This is a genomic window from Streptomyces sp. NPDC052064 (assembly GCF_055585925.1).
The window spans coordinates 1-18,948 of sequence record NZ_JBVJJE010000011.1 but is presented as its reverse complement, the minus strand read 5'-3'; the positions used below and the strand labels follow the sequence as shown (position 1 = coordinate 18,948).

The window sequence follows — 18,948 nt, the reverse complement described above, 5'->3', positions numbered from 1 at the left end:
TCCCGCCGCCTTCCCGCACTGGCGGCGCTGCGGCAGCTAGTGCCGTGGCAGGCAACGTTTGTCCGTCAAGGAGCGGCGTCCGGTGCGTGCTCTCGGCGTGCCGGCCGGAAGTCCTCGTACTGGACGTACTTGGGCTGTCGTCCGGTACGGCGAGAGGGCGTGCCGGGCGTCGCGACGGGGCGAGCGTTGCCTGCCACGGCACTAGAACAGGATGCTCGTCGTCCAGTCGGGCGGGAGGGGCGATGCGGTGGCCTGTGCGGCCGCGGGTGGAGGCGGGGTGTAGCGGGGCGGCGGGGCGGGGTGCAGACCGAACAGGGAACCGGCGGCCTCCGCCAACGCCGCGGCGCATCGCACTGCCGCCTCCGGCGGGACAGCCATCCGCCGCAGGGCCCCGGCGCACGCGTCCTCCACCAGGTCCAGCTGTCTCGACAGCTCGACCGGCCGCTCCGGGCGGCCGACGCCCGCCAGATCGGTCAGCAGCTCTCGTGCCTTGTGCTGCACAGCGGCCAGAGCGTCCCACCTCCGTGAACGGAGTAGCGGCCGGAGCCCCTCGGCCCCGGCGACGGGCATGCCGAGGGCTTCGTGGAGCTGATCGCCGATGCGGGCGTGCCACAGTGTCAGCTCACCGGGCCGATCGGCTTGAAGGCCGGCGAGAACGACGAGCAGTGCCGCCGCTCCCGTCGCCCAGTCGTCGAACCCACCCGCTCCTGGTGGAGAGTCGGGTTGGAGGAAGGGACGGAGTGAGTCGAGGGCCTGTGCGGCCGATTCAGCCGCACTCTGGCAGGCATGGTCAGTGGGCATGGGTACGTCATCGCTTCGTCGAGGTGGCTGGCCCGGGGCGGGTTGGGCTTTGTCGCAGGCAGTTGCTCGGCGGGCCGGCCTTTGTGCGGGGGGTTTGGAGGATCTGCCACCGCCCAGCCGAGCACCCCCCGCTCCCTAGCCGACGGCGCACCACGTCAGCCGGCTGAGCGGCGGGCTGCCACTTCCTCCGTGAGCTGGGGCGCCACCGCGAACAGGTCTCCCACCACGGCGTAGTCGGCGAGGCCGAGAATCGGGGCCTCCGGGTCCTTGTTGACGGCGACGATCGTCTTGGATGTCTGCATCCCGGCGAGGTGCTGAATGGCCCCGGAGATCCCCAGGGCGACGTACAGCTGCGGGGAGACGGACTTTCCGGTCTGACCGACCTGGAACTGGTGCGGGTAGTACCCGGCGTCGACCGCGGCGCGCGAGGCGCCCACCGCACCGCCCAGGGCGTCGGCCAGCTCCTCCACCACCTTGAAGCCCTCCGCTCCCCCGACACCACGGCCGCCGGAGACGACGACGCTCGCCTCGGTGAGCCCCGGCCGGTCGCCGGCGGGTGCGGCGCGCCTGGCAGTGACACGGGCCGACGCGGCGGGGTCGGCCGCCGGCAGGGCGAGCGTCCGCTGCACGGCCTGCCCTGGACGCTCCTCCGGTTCGAAGGCCCCCGGGCGTACGGTGATCACCGGTACGCCGTGGGTGACCTGCGAGCGCACGGTGTACGACCCGCCGAAGACGATCTGGGTGGCCACCCCGGAGGAGTCCAGGTCGACCGCGTCGGTCAGCAGCCCGGCGTCCAGCCGCGCGGCGAGACGCCCGGCCACCTCGTTGCCGTCCGTCGTCGCGGAGACCAGAACAGCGGCGGGAGAGGCTTCCCCAACCACGAGCTGAAGGGCATCGACAGCGGGCGTGGCCAGGAACTCGGACGCGTCGATGGATTCCGCCGCGTGGACGGTTGTGGCGCCGTGCCGGGCCAGGGACTCCGCGAGGCGGGCCGCTGTGCCGGGGGTTCCCACGACTACCGCGGCCGGGTCTCCCAACCGCCGTGCGGCGGCCAGGAGTTCGTACGTGGACTTGTGGACGCGTTCCCCGTCGTGGTCGACGAGGACGAGGACATCGGGCATGGGGGTGCCTGCTTCTTGTTGCGGAGCGATTCGATTCAGAGGAGCTTCTGGGCAATCAGGTGTTCAATGAGCTGCCGGCCGGCCGAACCGTCGTCCGCGACACGGATCCCTGCGGCCCGGGCCGGACGCGGGACGGCCTCCACCACGCGGGTGCGGGTCACTCGGAACCCGGCGTCATCCGCGTCGGGGAACAGGTCGTCGAGGTCGACCGTCTCCACCGGCTTCTTCTTGGCGGCCATGATCCCCTTGAACGAGGGGTAGCGCGGCTCGTTGATCTTCTCGGTGACGCTGACCAGCGCGGGCAGCGATGCCTCCAGCGTCGCCTCGCCACTGTCGGTCTCGCGTTCGGCTCGCACGCCTCCCCCGTCCACGTCCAGTTCGCGCGCATGCGTCAATTGCGGCAGACCGAGCAGGTCGGCGACGATGGCGGGGACCGCGCTCGCCTGTCCGTCGGTGGTCGCGTCGCCCGCCAGGACCAGATCGACGTCCTCCACCGTTCGCACGGCGGCCGCCAGCACCTTGGCGGTGGTCACCACGTCGGCGCCGTGGAGCCGGTCGTCGCAGATGTGGATCGCACGGTCGGCACCCATCGCCAGAACCTTGCGGATGGCGTCGAGTGCGGAGTCGGGCCCCATGGACACGACGGTGACCTCGGCGCCCGAGGACTCCTTCAGCCGCAGGGCCTCTTCCGCGGCGCGTTCATTGATTTCGTCGAGCACCAGGTCGGCGCCCTCGCGGTCAAGGGTGTGGTCGTCGGCGGACAGGGTGCGTTCGGCTCCGGTGTCCGGGACCTGCTTGACGAGTACGACGATGTTCACGGTCGTCTTCCTTAGCCGGGGCGGTCAGCGGAACGCCGGGTATCCGGTGATCGCCTGACCGACGACCAGCGTGTGCATCTCGTTGGTGCCCTCGTAGGTCATCACCGACTCCAGGTTGTTGGCGTGGCGCAGCGGCGAGTACTCCAGGGAGATGCCGTTGGCACCCAGCACTGAGCGGCATTCGCGCGCGATGGCAATCGCTTCCCGCACGTTGTTGAGCTTGCCGACGCTGATCTGCTCGGGCCGGATGCGGTGCTGGTCCTTGAGCCGGCCCAGATGGACGGCGAGCAGTGCGGCGTTGCCCAGGGACACGCTCATGTCGGCGAGCTTCTTCTGGGTGAGCTGGAAGGCGCTGATCGGCTTGTCGAACTGCACGCGCGAGTCGGCGTACTCGATGGCCGCCTGGAGCGAGTCACGGGCGGCGCCGACCGCGCCGAACAGGATGCCGAAGCGGGCCTCGTTCAGGCAGGACAGCGGTCCGCGCAGGCCCTCCGCCAGCGGCAGCCGAGCCGATTCCGGCAGCCGTACGTTGTCGAAGTACAGCTCGGACGTGATCGAGGCGCGCAGCGACATCTTCTGCTTGATGTCCTGCGTGGTGAAGCCGGGGGTGCCACTCGGCACGAGGAAGCCACGGACGCCGTCCTCGGTCTGTGCCCAGACGGTGGCCACGTCGGCGATGCCGCCGTTGGTGATCCACATCTTGGAACCGTTGAGGATCCAGTCGTCTCCGTCGCGGACGGCGCGCGTGCGCATCCCGGCGGGGTTGCTGCCGAAGTCGGGCTCGGTCAGGCCGAAGCAGCCGATCGCCTCACCGGCGGCGAGCCGGGGCAACCACTCCTGCTTCTGCTCCTCCGAACCCCACTTCCAGATGGAGAACATCGACAGCGATCCCTGCACGGAGACGAAGCTGCGGAAACCGGAGTCCGCCGCCTCAAGCTCCAGGCAGGCCAGGCCGTAGGAGACGGCGTTGGTGCCGGCGCAGCCGTATCCCTCCAGATGCATGCCGAGTACGCCCACCTTTCCAAGTTCAGGGGCGAGTTCGCGGGCGAAGTGCGCGTTCTCGAACCACTCGCCGAGGTGCGGGCGCACCCGGTCGGCGAGGAACTTGGCGACGGTGGCCTGGATCTCCCGTTCCTCGTCCGTGAGGGTGGAGGAGAAGTCGAGCAGATCGAGCGGGTCCTTCAGCGGCTTGCGGCTCATCGTGGGCTCCTGGCGGTGACGGTGTTGGGTGAGGTCAGGGTGCTGGTGTCGAGGCGGGGATCGGTCATGTGACCGACCCCTCCGGTTCGGTGGCGGAGTCGGAAAGACGGTCGAGGATGTCCGCGGTGTGCTGACCAAGGCGTGGCGGCGGCAGGCGGTACTGCGCGGGTGTGCCGCTCAGCGCGATGGGGCTCGCGACCTGACGGAAGGGCCTGCCCTCCGCCTCGTCGGCGGGTGCGGCGGGGATGTCGACGATGCCGGGAAGGCCGAGCTTCGCCGCGAAGGCGAATGCCTCGTCGAGGGTGTTGACCGGTCCGGCGGGCACGCCCGCGGCCAGCAGGACGGCCGACCAGTGGTCGGCGTCGGCGACCCCCAGCCGTTCGGTCAGCAGGTCCTTGAGTTCGGCGCGGTGGGCGACGCGGTCGGCGTTGGTGCGGAAGCGGTCGTCCAGCGCGAGACCGGGATCCCCGACGACCTCGGCGAGCGCCGCGAACTGCCGGTCGTTGCCCACCGCGATCGCGATCGGACGATCGGCGGCCGGGAAGGTCTCATACGGGGCGATGCTGGGGTGCGCGTTGCCCAGGCGGCCCGGCACCACGCCGGCGACGGCGAACGCCGACGCCTGGTTGACCATGGCCGACAGCAGCGAGCCGAGCAGGTTCACCTCGACCAACTGGCCCTCCCCGGTGGCGTCCCGGTGCCGGAGGGCTGCCAGGACGCCCAGCGAGGCGTGCAGGCCGGTGATCACGTCGACGAGTGCCACGCCGGCCTTCACCGGCTCCCCGGCCGCGTCTCCGGTCACGCTCATCAGACCGCCGACAGCCTGCACGAGCAGGTCGTATCCGGGGATCGCCGCACCCGCACCGCTGCCGAAGCCACTGATCGAGCAGTAGACCAACCCCGGGTGCCGGGCGCGCAGTTCGCGAGGTCCGAGCCCCAGCCGCTCCATCGTGCCGGGACGGAAGTTCTCCACCAGCACGTCGGACTCGGCGACCAGGGCACGGGCCTGTTCCAGACCGGCCTCGGTCGTGAGGTCCAAGGCGACGGACTTCTTGTTCCGGTTCACGCTCAGGAAGTACGTAGAGGTGCCGTCGTGATCCGCCGGCGGGCACCAGGCCCTGGTCTCGTCCCCGGAACCCGGCCTCTCCACCTTCACCACCTCGGCGCCGAGATCGGCGAGGAGCATCGTGGCGTAGGGCCCTGCGAGAATCCGGGAGAAGTCGGCGATGCGCAGCCCTTCCAGCGCACCGCGCCCCGCACCTTCGCGGCCGACGCCGACCCATTCGTCCGGCGCGTCGTACTGGGTGCCCACGCACCCTCCTCTCTCGTCGTACCGGCCTGCGAACACCGCTCCGTCCGAGCTGTCAGCCCTCACCACCAGCGCTCCGAAGACATCGCCGGGTGGGTGAGCTCGACGACGGGCAGGCCCTGACCGACAGGGGCGGCAGTCCGTACGACCCTCACCTTGGCGCCGATCCCGACCACAACCGGCGCCGTCCCCGTGACCTGGCAGAGCAGGTTGAAGCCTTCGTCCATCGCGACGAACCACGTGTGGTGCGGAGCGTGGCCGGTTCGGCGGACGACGGCTCCGGAGCCGGCGCTGCGCTCGCGTCGGAAGGCCGTGGATCCGCAGGCCCGGCAGAACGACCGGCGGTAGGCGGGGGTGCCGCACCAGAGGCACCGCTGGAAGAACAGTTCGTGGCCGGCCGCCGGTGCGGCCGGCACGGCGGGCGCGGTCGTGGTGGCGGCAGCCGCTTCGTACTCCCCGCACTCGGTGGTTTCACGGGTGTCCGTGTGGAGCATCACGACCTCCTGCGCTCAGTTCGATGACCGGAAAAGGGGGGACCGGAAAAGTTGTGTCAGGCATCCGGTCCGGCTCCCTCACCCTGACCCCGCCGTGGAGTGGCGGTCAACGACGAGCTGACGCATCTTTGTGCGCGGAAAACGTTCCATTCACGGAGGTCAGAGCCGGTTTCCTGGCGCTACTCTCACGGCGTGGCCCCGTCAGCGGTGCGGTGGTTACCCACGTTCAGGACCCTTGCCGTCGGCGTAGGCCGGCACTGTGCGCCGGAGCAGGCAGCCGCGGTCTTCACGCAACGGGATGCTGGCGGCGGGCGTCCGTGGACGAACCGGCCGACGCGATCGCCATGGCGACGAGGTATAGCCTCGCTAAAGGAACATCGGCTTCGTGGAGCGGCCATGGAAGGCGAGGGGAATCCGGCGAGCTCAGCAAGCACGGCGCGGTTCTCAGCGCCGAGGACCGGGTGCTCGCCGCGACGCTGCAACAGGCGGTGCATGAGCTCGGGGCGACCGCCGGTACGCGATGGTCCGTGCTCGCCTCTGGCGAGACCGACCGCGAGTCGGAACACGGCCGTGGACTGCTCATCGTCGACGCCCTGGCCTCGTCCTGGGGCAACTCCCCCAGGGGGCGCGGCAAGTCGGTCTGGTTCGAGCTGACCAGACCGCCCGCATCGGAACGGGACTGAACCCGGTCGCAGCGGCGAGGCGCCCGAGCCGACTGCTTCTACCGACCGAAGCAGCCGAACGACCCGCCGGGCGTGACGGAGACACTCGGACTCCCACTGTTCCCGACGGGCACGACGACGGCTCCGGCAAGCGCGCCCCCAGTACCCGGTCCTGGAAGCACTCGGCGTCCCGTACGCCTTCGCCACTTGCCCAAGGAGCGAGAAGAACGCCAAAACCGCAGCTCAAGCACCGCAAGGTCGGTGAGTACCGGGACGTGCCCCTGCCGGCGCGGGTGCGGCAGTCAAGCCGAACGTCCCCGGAGCGACCAGCCCTGACTCGTAGGCTGTGACGACGAGTTGAGCCCTGTCGCGGGCACCGAGCTTGGCGAGCAGCCGGCTCATGTGGGTCTTGACGGTCTGTGCCGACACCACCAGCGTCGCGGCGATCTCCGTGTTCGACAGGCCCTGCGCGACCAGCAGCAGGACCTCCGTCACTCATGGCGTGAGGCCGTTGAGCCGCAGGCGGGTGTCCGGGCGCGCGACGGGGCGGCGCCGAGCCACGTCCTCGATGAGGCGACGGGTGATGGACGGGGCGAGCAGCGCATCACCTGCCGCGATCACCCGCACCGCCTGCACGAGTTCGGCGACCAGGGCGTCCTTGAGCAGGAAGCCGCTGGCCCCGGCGTGCAGGGCCTCGTAGACGTAGTCGTCGATGTCGAAAGTCGTCAACATCAGCACCTTTGGGCGGTGCACCACACCGGGCGGCGGATCGAGCAGCCGCCGGGCCGCCTCCAGCCCGTCCGTCTCCGGCATCCGTACATCCATCAGCACCACGTCGGGGTGTGTACTGCGGGCTGATCTCGACGCCCAGCCGGCCGTTGGGCGCCTCCCCCACGACGTCGATGTCGCTCTGCGCGGACAGCAGCGCGGCGAACCCCGAGCGCACCATGTCCTGGTCGTCCACGACGACCACCCGGACGGTCATGCCCATTTCTCCTGTCCTGGTCACCTGACGAACCCGTGCGGCCCGACCACAGGGCGGCGGAGGCGTGGCTGCGGCGGTATCGCCGTACATGGCCATCATGTCACTCGACCCCACCGGCAAGGGCCAGGCCCGCTGGACCATGCGATGGAAGACCGCGCTGAACCCTTCGACATCACCTTCGACGGCCGCCTGTCGGCGGCCCGTCACTAACCCCAACTACCCCAGTTACACCGCCCGTTTGACAGACCCTCACCGGATGAAACCGGACAAGATCACTTCACGCAAAGTCCCTGGTGCCAGGTCTTAGCTGGTGACGGGCACGTATTCGTCGCTGAGCGGCTCGGGCTTGTGGCGTCGGCACAACAGGTGGACGCGGTCTTGCCGGGGTAGGCCACGATGCGCTCGACTGCGGTTCCTCGCGGGAAGGGGGCCGCACTCGACGCCGAGGAACTCCTCGACTCCGTATGTCGATGATGGCGAGCTTGACGACCAGCTCAGCAGACGTAGAAGGTCTGTGGCTCGACTTCCTGGCCGTGCGTGTTGATGGGGACTGTCAGGTACGGAGAGCCGATCGACGTGGTGTTCCAGTATCCCGTAGTACCGATCTCCGCATAGGTGCCGGAGGTCATCGTCCGGCAAACGGTGAGCATGTTTGAGAGAACGGTGCCCTCTCGCCGATTCTCACCACTGGGGATCATTTTCAACTGGGTTGAACTCTCCGACGGATAGCGTGCCCCTCCCCGCACGACTTCGTATCCGTCAATCTTGTCCCAGACCGCCCCGAGTTCGCTTGTGTAGAAGGGGAACTCGTCGCATTGCTGGGTGGTCGTGCCTCGGGGTACTGGACATGGATTCGGCTGGTAGGGCTGGTTGTCCATCCAGCTCCGCGTCTTGACGACATTACTCTTGTTGGCTGTACTAACGTAGTTCTGTTGGACCCACAGGGGGTTCTTGTCCATTGCTTCCGCGTCGTTGATGGCCGCGCCGGCAGCGTCGTGCGTCGTGACGAACAGGACCTGGTTGGTCATGCACGGATCGCCGACTACGCCGCCCCTGCGAGTGTAGTCAAGGCAGAGCCGGGCGGCCGTGAGCGCCTGGTCCGGGGTTACGGTCCACTTCTCGATACCGGTTGGGCGGCTGGCCACGTAGTTGAGGATGCGTTGTTGGACGGCGGTCGGGGTGCTCGGGCCTCGCAGCTGTGTGTTGACCAGGTCAGCGAGTTGTTCCTGTCCGAGAGCGGTGGGGTGGAAGCTGGCAGGGTCTACGGTTGTGCCGTCGAGCATGCCGGGATTTGACCACCTGTAGTCCTGGGTCCAGCTGGTGCAGGGCCACTTGCTGACGCCTTCCCTCCACCGCTGGGTGGCGTTGACGAAGGTGATGTTGATTCCCTGCCCATGGAGTTCATCCACTGCCTTGGCAATGGTGATGTTGAGAAGTTCGGCGAGGACGTTGAGGAAATGCTGCTCGTCGGGGGTGATCCCCACGCATGTTCCTGTCGGATCGCCGGGGCGGTCGGGAAACAACTGCGGGTAACCCAGGACGATAATCTGTGCGTTGGGCGCCTTGTCGTGGATGGCTTGGTAGGTCGCCTTGAGGTGGGTAGGGAGATGTTCACGGATCAGCCACTTCTCGTACGACCGCAGTGGCTCAGGGTCGACCGCTCCATTGTCACGGGTCAGTTTGTGGGTGTCGCTGAAGCAGTGGTCGAGTGAGAGGGTGCAGCTGCGCATGACCTCGGCGAAGCGCACGTCGTTGCCGCCCGCCGTCACGGTCACCAAAGAGGTGTCCTCGTCCAGGTAGCCCTGGTCGACCTGGGGCAGCTCGCCGTTCTCCGTGGACGAGCTGAGCCCGGTGTCCTCCCAGTCGGTGTGACCCGCCGAGTCCTCCGGCAGGGGCGGCACGTTGTACGACGTCGTGGTGATGTCCGTCGTCCGAGCGCCCGAGCAGGCTATGAAGGCGAAGCTGGCTGTGCCTTCGGCGGCCTCCTGCGCGATCGTCTTCGTATGCCCGGGCAGCTTCACCTGGGTGGGGTAGGCAGCGGTCTGCGATCGATGACACCTGTTCTCCTGGCCGTTGGAGCGTTCGTAGTCGCTCTCCGGCTGATAGGGCGCCAGCCCCTCTCCAGAGGAGTACGAATCGCCCATCGCCACATAGAAGGCGGAGGGTTTCGAGGTGGGGATGAACTGGGCCGCGTCGAAGACGATGCTGTCGTCGCCCCGGCCGTCCGGGGTTTCGGTGCTCAGCGATAAGCTGGCCGGGCCGGACAGCGGGAACACACCGAGATCGACCCAGCCGTTGGCCTGCTTGGCCTGGTTGACGACCCGGTAGCGGCTGCGCCCGTTGCCCATATGGATGATGTAGGTGGCTTGCCGCGTCCAGGCCCCTGTCTCCGGGATGAAGACCTTGATCCGTGTCCATCCCTGGATCGGCTGGGCGGGTTTCCAGGTTCCGGAGACCTTGAGCCGTTTCTCGTAGCCCTCGGGCAGGTAGTTGGGCCCGCGGGTGTGGGCGGACCAGAAGTGACCGCCGAACCCCGAGCCGAACTGATGGAAGTCGATCTTCGACGGTCGCAGTCCTGCCGGGTCGGCGCCGAAGTCCAGCGTGAACGCCCCGCCGTTCGACCATGTGCGGGGGCAGTCTGGTCTGATCGAGGGCACGTCGTCGCCGACGTTGTCGATCAGGATGGCGTTGGAGGGGACGCCGGAGGTACCGCAGTACGGCGGATAGGACGCGCCATCGGTCTGGTAGGCGTAACCGGGATCGAATCGCAAGAGTTCACGCCCGCACTGGGCGGAGCAGTCGCTCTTCCAGGTCTTCGGGCCGTGGTACCAGCACCGCAGGTCGTATTTCCCTTGCGCGTCCTTGTGCGCGCAGGGACCGGCCGGCTCGCCGACGACATCCCCGGCGTCGGGGGTGTAGGAGCCACCGGGCACACAGTCGTTGCTCGCGTCGCAGAACGTGGTCGGCGGCGGTTGGACCAGGGTGCGGTTGATGGGGCTGGAGGCCGCGTCACCCGGCCACCAGGCGGGCCGGTAGGCCGCCACGTACGTGTTCGGCGCCTCGGGCAGCTCCATGGGGTGTCCGGCGAAGCCGAGCACCTTCTCCTGGTAGGGCCAGTCCTGTGGATGGGCGGCGTCGGCCATCGACTTGTCCAGGAACGAGGACCGGTTGGCCGGGTAGTGCGGGTTGGCCGGGTTGTTGTGCCAGCCGACCCCCCACGGGGACCCATCGCCCTTGTCGGGGTAGAAGCCCGAGTTGTAGGCCCAGATCGCGAAGTACCAGTTCTCCAGGTACTGCGGCTGACCGTTGTTGATCACCAGACCGGCTTGGCGGGTCTCGTTCCACTTCCGTTGCAGGATCTGCAAGCCCGCAGCGATGTTCGCCGCGAAGTCCAGGGCCACCGCGCGCTGTGTCTGGTACGGCAGCGCGACCTCCCCGGGCCGCTCCCTGCCGGCCAAGCGCATCCTGTCCGTGACCTGCATGATGCCGTAGCCGCAGTCGGCCTCGTCCCAACGGATGTCCCAGTCGTCGGTCTCACTGAAGTTGTAGACGTCTCGGCCGTAGAAGTTGCCGATCAGGGGGTTGCCGGTCACTCCGGGCATGGCACGTCCCGTCGCCTGCCACAGGTTCGACTCCTGGCTGGCGATGCCCAGCATGATCTGTGCCGGCACGAAACCGCCGCCGTTCAGCTCAACGGGCGGGAAAAGACCCTGCGGTGTGTAGGCGGGCATACCCAGGCCCTTCCAGTTGGCCTCGCGCTGCACCGTGAGCACCTTGCGTACTGCTTGGTCCACGGCCCACTCCACTTGCCGAGGCTTGGGCTGCAACACCTGATTGCGCGGATCGTTGCGTGGCACCGCGCAGGTCCGTTCCTCCTCCACAGGATTCGAAGAGGAACCGGCTACCTGATCGGTCGTGCCCACCGCGCTCTTGGGTGCTGCTTCACTCCGCTGGGAGATGCCCGGAAGCGGCTTGAGCTTCGGGTGGCTGACTCGCCCGGACCCAGACGCGTCCAGGACGTCGGCACCGGGCATCACGGTGAATCGTGCGTTCTTGCCGGTCGCCATGACATGTATGCGCACGGTGACGGCCTTGGAGGTGTCGGAGTGCGGGTCGGCGACTCGGGGATCCTGCTGCCCGGCCCGTGTGGTGGCCGTGATCAGGGACATGCCAAGAGTGGAAGGTCTGGGGCCTTTCGGCGCGTCGACCACGTGCACGGCGGACGGTGCCTTCGCCGTGGCTCTCGTCCTTCCGGTCACATACGCCGTTCCCCGCGCGCCCGCAGTCAGATCCACGTCGGCGAGCCTTCCGGTCGCGACCGTTGTGACCCTTCGCCCTGCCTCCGTGGTGCCCGCCAGATGCCGCACCAGCGCAGTGTTCCGTTGGCGGTCGAGGTAGGTGATGCCGTCGTCGGAACCGGCCACCAGTTTGAAAGGGATGGAAGCGGTCCGTACGAGTGCGGACCGTTTGCCCTTGGCGTCGATGCGTACGAGCCGGTTGACGTCCGCCGCCACGATGCCGTTCCTCACTGGCACCGCGGAGGTCACCTGACCGGTCACCGCAACGGGGGCCGCGGTCCTGGCGGACTCGGCGTCCACGCGGATCAGCCGCGTCCTGGACTCACCTTCGTGGCCTTCCTGTGTCACCACGGCCGCCTCGTCAGCTCCGCAGCCGGGACTGTAGTACGCGAGAGTCGACAGGACGGGAAGTTTGGTGACCCTTCCGGTCTCCAGGTCCACTGTCGCGGTGAACGCGCCGCGAGAGAACAGCTCAGCGCGGTTGGTGAAGGACCGTGGTGCATACGCGACGACCAAGCGGCGGCCGGACCCCGTGAGGCACGCATTGCCGATCCACTGGTCGGTTTCGAACCCGGGTTCCGACAGAGTAGCCGCGGTCCGCCAGCCGTAACCGTTCCGGGCGTAGGCGACCAGGATATGCAGCCCCCTGGCGTCCCCGGAGGTCGTCCAGGCCCGGTCCTCGGATGTCCGCCATCCCGCTCCCAGGATGTCGTCGCGCTCGTTCGGCTGTATGCGCGCCTGGCCTTCTCGCGCCGGACCTGGCGCCTCTCGCATCGGGGCGCGGGACGAGACACCCGCGACAGCCCCCGCCGCGACGGACGGAAGCGCTGTGATCAACATGGCCGCCGACACGGCGGCTGCCATGAACCGGAACAGCCCCCGACGGGGAAAGGTGCCTCTTCTACGTGCGAACATCACTGACCCCTCCACCGAACGGCGCGAGACGGAGCGCGGACAGAGCGGTGCTTCCGTGACCGTCGACGACCAGGCGATCACTTGTGTGCTGCGGGCGCTTACGGCGTGCTGGCGGTCCCGTTCAGGACTTCGGCGGCATTGCGGAGCCGCACGCGCAGCCTCTCCTCAAGAGAGTCGAGCAGCGACCTGCGTGCGCTGACGGACGCCTGTTCATAAGCGTTGAGCACCGCCAGGCGCACGCCCGCATAGTTGACTTTCTGACGGCACGCGAGGTCTGCGCGGGCCGTGGCCAGCTCGGCGGTCGTCACATGCCGCCCAGTCCACCTCGCGTCGTCACGGGCGTCGTAGGGGCTGGTGTATCGGAACCCTTTCGCGCGCATGCAAGCACTCCACTCTCGGGTGACCTGGACAACCCGGCTGTCTCTCAGGGCCTGTTCTCCGTCCTGGTTGGCCAGATCCACCGCGACTGCATCCGCGGCCGGCGGGGCGCCTTTGCTCAGGGCCCGCGAAGCCTCGGCCGAGCACCCGCCAGAGGCACGGGGTGCGGGGGACCGCGAAGGGGCCTCGGACCCACCCGTATAGGCCGCGGCCTGGGCCGGAGTCAGTTTCCGGGGAACCGGCCGCTCACCGACCGAAGCAGCGAGATCCTTCTCCAGCTCCGGCGGGTGATAGCCGAATTCGTCGGTGAGGACGGGGTCGAGATGCCCCAGATCCCAGGCCTGCAGCGTGACGCGTACCTGCCTGACCGGGTCGACCTCCCAATCAAGTCCCTTCCGACGCATGCAATTCCGGACCAGGACGTTTTCCGCCTGGGTCAGCGTCTGCCGATGGCGCCATGACCCGATGTACGTGTCGGCGACGGTGACGAAGTCCCCCAGCGCCATGGGGTGCGTGACACCGGTCACCAGACGCGGCTCTTTGGCTGGAGCAGAGACCGGACTGCCGGTGTTGCAGGCAACGGCGGCCATGAGCGTGGCGACAACCAGTCCAGCCTTGATGTAACGAGAGGAAAGCACCAGTACTCCCCGGTTTACGGCACTGCCCACGGCGGGGCACGAGAGACACCGACGGCTCTAGCGCCCCGACCGTCCAGGCCGATTCGGCTGGAAACCGGCTAGTACGAGACGTACCAGCCGAGGCACACATCGGGAACCGCCCTGTTGGTGGTGTGCGTGTGCCCGCATGCCGAGAACACCCGGCTTCCCCAGGGACTAGCCGAGGAATATACGGAGTTGATACCCGTCGTATAGGCGTATGTCTTGCCGCTTCCCACGGATGCGACACACCGGTTCGCGCTGTCGTTCGGGTCGTAGTCGCTCCACCAGAGCTCGGCCGTGGCACCCGTCGGCAGCGTGTCCGCATACCTGCCGGTCTGAATCTTCGCCCAGTACACGCCCGCCTGGCCGTAGCCGGCTTTGTTACCTCTGTTCAGCTTCAGCGTGCTGGCGTCGTCGGCCCTGTAGCCGAAATAGTCGTGGTCCACCGTGCTCACATTGGACATGCCTGACGAGACGTTGATCTTCGGGCCACAGGTGGTATAGATGTCCTGTGCCGCAGCTGTCGTCGCCGGGACGACCGCAAGCCCCGCGCCCGCGAGCATTGTGGCCGCCAACACTGCTGATGCTCTCTTCACGCGCATCACACTCACTCCTCAAGTCCGTTCGTGTCTGTCCGGGCAGCGACGATCCTGCCCGTCCGGCCTTCGGGGAACCTTGCATGAACCTTGAATACGCTGGTCGGAGCGGCACTGCTCCGCCCGGTGGGCCGGGCGGGTTGGTTCACAAACGACCTCCTCGGTTCAAGTCGGGGCGTCGTGCGACGGTGATGCCCACGCTGGCGAAGACCGCGTCGAAGGCGGCGGTGGGGTGCACGCCGCGCGCACGGCGAACTGCACTGCCGCGATCCGACGCATTCCACGCACCGCAGAACTCGGCCCCACGCCGTGCCGTCACCCGGCACCCGCGAGTGGGCCACCTTCCGCAAGGCCACATGGTGACGATCCAATGCCCGCGTTGCGTCCGGGCGAGTAGGTGCGAGTAGGCGGGGGAGCGCGGCCGGCAGCGTCCGGTCCGTCCGGGCTTCGGAGTTGCGACCTGTCGGGGCCGCGCAGCGACCTCGTGCCGCAGGGTGCGTATCCCGGCGTTCATCGCTGCGGTGCATCCGTGCGAAGAGACGGATAATGCCCTCCTACTGGTCGAGCGCATTCCCAGGTCGGCACCGGAGTTCCGACGGTGGCGGTGAGCGCGGTTCTCAGCGCGAGGGAGACGGGTTCGCCGTGCAGAGATCAGCCCGGTGTGTGTCGGTTTCCCGCGGGGGCGTCGCTGGAGTCGTTGCGGGCGAGGCGTGCGATCTTGCTACGAAGTTCCTCGGTGGACGGGTGGTCGATCTCTTCGGCGGTCTCCAGAGCGTGTGCCCAGGCAAGACGGGCGGCGTCGGGGTCTCCGGCGGCGAGGTGGGTGTCGCCGAGGTGGTCCAGGATCTCCGTCTCTCCGTGCCGGTCGCCGGATTCCCGGTCCAGACCGAGGGCCCGCTCGTAGCAGTCGATGGCGTCGGTGTACTCGGCGAGGTGGTGGTGTGCGTAGCCGAGGCTGTCCCACGCTCCGGCTTCGCCGTGCCGGTCGCCGGTCTCCTGGTTGAGGGCCACTGCCTGGGCGCAGTAGTCGAGTGCCTGCCGGTGGTCGCCGAGCATGATGTGCAGCCAGCCGGCATTGTTCAGTGCCTTGGCGTGCCCGGTTCGGTGGCCGGACTGTCGGTAGAGGGCCAGTGCCCGCTTGTTGTAGTCGAGCGCATCGCGACGGTGCCCCTGCCGGTCGCACACCCAGCCGAGGCCACGGTAGGTGTGTGCCTGGCTCACCCGGTCGCCCAAGTCACTGTAGAGATCCAGAGCGTGCCGGAAGTGGGTGTGGCCGTCGTCGAGCCGCCCCATCTGGGTGTAGACGGCGCCAAGGCTGCGGTGAGCCCCTGCCTGCCAGGACCGGTCGCGCAGCCGCCGTGCCGCGTCGAGCGCAGTGTGCTGGCTGGCCACCCAGTCGTGCCAGTGGCCGCGGTAGTCGAAGAATGTCTCAAGGGCCCAGGCGAGCTGCCAGGCGCGAGCGTCGCAGCCAACTTCCACCGCCAGGTCGACGGTGCTGAGCAGCATGGCGTGTTCGGCGGTGAACCAGGTCAGGGCAGCACTGTGGTCTGCCAGCTCCAGTGGAGAGGTACCTGGTCGAGCGGTGGCCAACCGGATCTGGTCCCGATGCGGGTCCAGCTGCCCGGCGGCGGTGTGGGCCGTGTGCACATAGAAGTCCACGAGTCGCAGCAGCGCCTCGTCACTGTTGTTGACCGGTTCCTCCCGCGCCCGTTCGGCCGCATAGGCACGGACGAGGTCGTGCATGCGGTAGCGGCCGGGCGTATGTTGCTGCACCAGGTGGGCTGCCTGAAGTCTGCGCAGCAGTGCGCGTACGCGGGGCAGTGAGAGGGCCGTGAGGCCGGCGGCGGCGGACAGGCTGATGTCGGGGCCGGGTACCAGCCCGAGCAGCCGGAAGACGTGCGCGGTGTCCGGGTCGAGCGCGTGGTACGAGGAGGCGAACACCGCCCGGAGATCGGCGGAGATGTCGCCCGTGTCCAGAGCGTCCAGCCGCGTCTGTGTCTCGCGGAGTTCGTCGGCCAGTTCGGCGAGGGAGATGTCGGGGTTCATGATGGCGCGGGCGGACAGGATGCTGATGGCCAGCGGCAGGCCCGAGCAGTGGTTCAGCATGGCTTCGGCCGCCACGGGCTCGGCGGTCACACGGTCGGCGCCGAGGGCGCGGATGAGCAGCTGACGGGCCTCGGCATCGGTGAGCACGTCAAGGCTGAGGGGGCGAGCGCCGTGGACAGCGGTCAGACCGGTGAGCTGGCTGCGGCTGGTGATGAGGATGGTGCAAGTCGGGCTGCCGGGTAGCAGGGCGAGGACCTGGGCAGTGTCACGGGCGTTGTCCAGGATGACGAGCAGGCGCCTGTCGGCGGTCAGACTGCGGTAGAGCGCGGCCTGGGCATCCGTATCCGCGGGGATGGCCGCTGGATCGGAGCCGAGAGCTTCCAGGAAGCCGCGCAACGCCGTCTGCGGTGCGACCGGTGTGGTGGAGAGTTCGAAGCCGCGCAGGTCGACGTACAGTTGCCCGTCGGGATAGCGCTTCAGGTTCTCATGGGCCCAGTGGAGGGCGAGGCAGCTCTTGCCCACGCCTCCCACACCACCGATCGCCGAGATGACCAGCACCTTGTCCATGTCGGCGGACGATGTCATCAGCTCGTCGAGGGCGGCGAGTTCGCGGGTGCGGCCGGTGAACAACGGTGGCGGCGCGGGTAACTGGCGCGGCACCGGAGTGGACGCCGTCGCGGACAGGGGGCCGGCGGCGGTGAGGGCCGGGTCGGCGGTGAGGATCTGCTGGTGGAGCTGCCGCAGCGCCGGGCCGGGGTCGGTGCCCAGGTCCTCGGCCAGTCGCCGCCGGACTGCGTCGTAATGGCTCAGCGCCTCGGCGACCCGTCCGCTGCGGTACAGGGCGAGCAAGAGCTGCCCGGCCACCCGCTCGTCCAGCGGATGCCGAACTGCCCGGGCAGACAGCTCGGGCAGGAGTCCGGTGTGATGGCCGCGGCGCAGGCGGACGTCGGTCAGATCGAGTTCGGCCGCCAGGCGTTCCTGCTGCAGTCTGGCGCTCAATTCGTTGAACCATGGGGTGTCCACGGTGGCGAAAGCCTCTCCGCGCCACAGTCCGAGAGCCTGCTCCAGCAGAGGCTCGGCGTGCTCGTCCCCGTCCGTGGCACCGGCCTGGGCGACCAGGTGGCGGAACCGGTGCAGGTCGACCGCTGGCGTGTCGACGGTGAGGAGGTAGCCGCCGGACTGCCGGATGATGCGTACCTTCTCGGCAGCGGGCGCCAGAGCGCGGCGCAGACGTGAGATGCAGCTGTAGAGAGTGCCGAGGGCCCGTTGCGGCGGGTGATCGGCCCACACACGGTCGATCAGCTGCTCGGTCGGGACCACGTGGTTCGCATCGGCCAGCAGGGCTGCCAGAACACACCGTTGACGGGCGTGGCCCAGGTTTTCGACGAGCAGCCCGTCGATCCGTGCCTCGACGGTGCCGAGTAAGTAGAACTCCACGTTCACGCCAGTCCGCCTCAGATCCCTGCTCTTCCCTACTTGCTCTGTCCTGCCGAATGCTTTCGGCCTGCGGCGGTGCCGCTATCACGGTCTGTCCAAGGCCCGTGTGAGACCTGGTTGCCCGTTGCCCATTGCACGTTCCAGTCGGCGTCGCCAGGCAGTTCGTTTTGGAGTGGTGTGTTGCGGAATCGTGCAGCGTCCAGCGCGAGGACCTGACGGCGTGCCGCGGATGACAGCGTGTGGTGGACGTCCCAGGAGGTGCCATAGACGGCGGCATTGAGCCTGGTCTGGTCGGAACTGGCGTAGGGCAGGGCATTGGCGAGGGTGTGGAGGTCGGCGTGCTGGAGGTAGCCGACGTCGTTGAGGAGTTCGTCCATGCGCCCGGCATCGACTGCGTGCTGAGCGGTGTGCCGCAGCAAATAGCCGACAGCGTGCTGCCATTGCATGCCGCCGAACGGATCCCGGGGAACGCACTCCAGGAGCCTTTCGAACAGGTTCTCTGCCAGGCCAGGTACCGTCCGTGTCGAAGGGCCCTGGCTGGCCGGTTGGCTTGTGGGCCGGCGGAGCCAGTCTGCGAGACCTTCGTGGAAGAGCCGGTAGAGCGTGGTGCCGTCGGTGTCAATGTCGCGCCGCAGGTAGAAACGTGCTTCCCCATCCAGGAGGGTGTACAGGTCCCGCAAGGACAGAGGAGGGTCGCCGTCGACGGTTAGGGCGGCGTGGACCAGGACGCTTTCGGGCATGCCTCGGCCTTGGGCGAAGGCGAGAGCCGTGAGCACCGGACGCAGATGGTTTCGGTCGGCGTGGCGCTGCAGGTCCAGTTCGAGAAGCTTTGGCAGGCTGCGGGGCACGGCCCGGCCCAGTCGCGCGGCCTCCTCGGGTGTGGCGGCGGGTGGGATGGCCAGGAGATGGTGGATGTAAAGTCCCGCGGTGAGGAACTCGCCCCACTCGAGGGCTTCGGTGCCGTGGCCAGGGCCAGGGCCAGCCGGAGCGTGCGTGGTAAGGGTTTCGGCGATCGTTTCTGCCAACGTGTCCCGGACGGCCCGCAGGGCGCTGCGGGTGTATGGGCCGTCGGCGGTCAGGAGCCGTTTGGCGTAGGCAGCCACATCCCGGCGCACCTCGTCCGGTGCGATGGTGCTTAGACACCATCTCATTTGGTGAGTCGGCGGTAGCAGATGAGGGTGCAGGCGATGCTGGTGAAGGCGAGGAAGTGCTCGGCTTTGCGTTCGTAG

Annotated in this window: 12 protein-coding genes and 2 pseudogenes; 2 read left to right on the top strand and 12 right to left on the bottom strand. The window is 68.2% G+C overall.

The genetic code is table 11. The features are described from left to right. Positions 1–201 precede the first annotated feature (201 nt). The 6 genes from ACZ6TU_RS27785 to ACZ6TU_RS27760 form a co-directional block, all read right to left on the bottom strand. Complete coding sequence (locus ACZ6TU_RS27785; protein WP_469551840.1) at positions 202–801, bottom strand: hypothetical protein; 600 nt, start codon at positions 799–801, stop codon at positions 202–204. A gap of 155 nt (positions 802–956) precedes the next feature. After that, a complete protein-coding gene (locus ACZ6TU_RS27780) occupies positions 957–1,922 on the bottom strand; it encodes an electron transfer flavoprotein subunit alpha/FixB family protein (protein ID WP_469551838.1) in 966 nt (321 codons plus the stop codon). Positions 1,923–1,957: 35 nt separating this feature from the next. After that, on the bottom strand, positions 1,958–2,740 hold the full coding sequence (locus ACZ6TU_RS27775; protein WP_467677236.1) for an electron transfer flavoprotein subunit beta/FixA family protein: 783 nt from the start codon (positions 2,738–2,740) through the stop codon (positions 1,958–1,960). A 24-nt stretch (positions 2,741–2,764) separates the two neighbouring features. Beyond that, the gene (locus ACZ6TU_RS27770) at positions 2,765–3,940 is read right to left on the bottom strand and encodes an acyl-CoA dehydrogenase family protein (RefSeq protein WP_469551836.1); all 1,176 of its coding nucleotides are present in this window, start codon (positions 3,938–3,940) and stop codon (positions 2,765–2,767) included. A 64-nt stretch (positions 3,941–4,004) separates the two neighbouring features. Further along, entirely contained in the window at positions 4,005–5,252 is a 1,248-nt protein-coding gene (locus ACZ6TU_RS27765) for a CaiB/BaiF CoA transferase family protein (RefSeq protein ID WP_469551835.1), read from the bottom strand. A 59-nt stretch (positions 5,253–5,311) separates the two neighbouring features. After that, positions 5,312–5,743: a Zn-ribbon domain-containing OB-fold protein gene (locus tag ACZ6TU_RS27760; protein ID WP_469551833.1), complete on the bottom strand. Its 432-nt coding sequence runs from the start codon at positions 5,741–5,743 to the stop codon at positions 5,312–5,314. Between the two features lie 317 nt (positions 5,744–6,060). Here ACZ6TU_RS27760 and ACZ6TU_RS27755 point away from each other — a divergent pair, with 317 nt between their 5' ends. Further along, positions 6,061–6,426, top strand: a complete 366-nt coding sequence (locus ACZ6TU_RS27755; RefSeq protein WP_469551832.1) for an ATP-binding protein — start codon at positions 6,061–6,063, stop codon at positions 6,424–6,426. A 222-nt stretch (positions 6,427–6,648) separates the two neighbouring features. Here ACZ6TU_RS27755 and ACZ6TU_RS27750 read toward each other — a convergent pair. Continuing rightward, positions 6,649–7,390 (bottom strand): annotated as a pseudogene (locus tag ACZ6TU_RS27750) (response regulator). 67 nt (positions 7,391–7,457) lie between these two features. On the opposite strand from ACZ6TU_RS27750, the pseudogene ACZ6TU_RS27745 reads away from it, so the two are divergent. Then, positions 7,458–7,600 (top strand): annotated as a pseudogene (locus ACZ6TU_RS27745) (IS256 family transposase); the annotation flags it as partial. 284 nt (positions 7,601–7,884) lie between these two features. Here ACZ6TU_RS27745 and ACZ6TU_RS27740 read toward each other — a convergent pair. The 5 genes from ACZ6TU_RS27740 to ACZ6TU_RS27720 all read right to left on the bottom strand — a co-directional run bounded on the left by ACZ6TU_RS27740 (position 7,885) and on the right by ACZ6TU_RS27720 (position 18,822). After that, entirely contained in the window at positions 7,885–12,552 is a 4,668-nt protein-coding gene (locus tag ACZ6TU_RS27740; RefSeq protein WP_469551831.1) for an SGNH/GDSL hydrolase family protein, read from the bottom strand. 149 nt (positions 12,553–12,701) lie between these two features. Continuing rightward, positions 12,702–13,619 carry a hypothetical protein gene (locus ACZ6TU_RS27735; protein WP_467677224.1) on the bottom strand — a complete coding sequence of 306 codons (918 nt, stop codon included), beginning with the start codon at positions 13,617–13,619 and terminating at the stop codon, positions 12,702–12,704. A gap of 98 nt (positions 13,620–13,717) precedes the next feature. Continuing rightward, positions 13,718–14,242 carry a hypothetical protein gene (locus ACZ6TU_RS27730; RefSeq protein ID WP_467677222.1) on the bottom strand — a complete coding sequence of 175 codons (525 nt, stop codon included), beginning with the start codon at positions 14,240–14,242 and terminating at the stop codon, positions 13,718–13,720. 645 nt (positions 14,243–14,887) lie between these two features. After that, positions 14,888–17,719: an AfsR/SARP family transcriptional regulator gene (locus ACZ6TU_RS27725; RefSeq protein WP_469551829.1), complete on the bottom strand. Its 2,832-nt coding sequence runs from the start codon at positions 17,717–17,719 to the stop codon at positions 14,888–14,890. Positions 17,720–17,754: 35 nt separating this feature from the next. After that, positions 17,755–18,822, bottom strand: coding sequence for a hypothetical protein (locus ACZ6TU_RS27720; protein WP_467677218.1), 1,068 nt, complete (start codon positions 18,820–18,822; stop codon positions 17,755–17,757). Positions 18,823–18,948 lie beyond the last annotated feature (126 nt).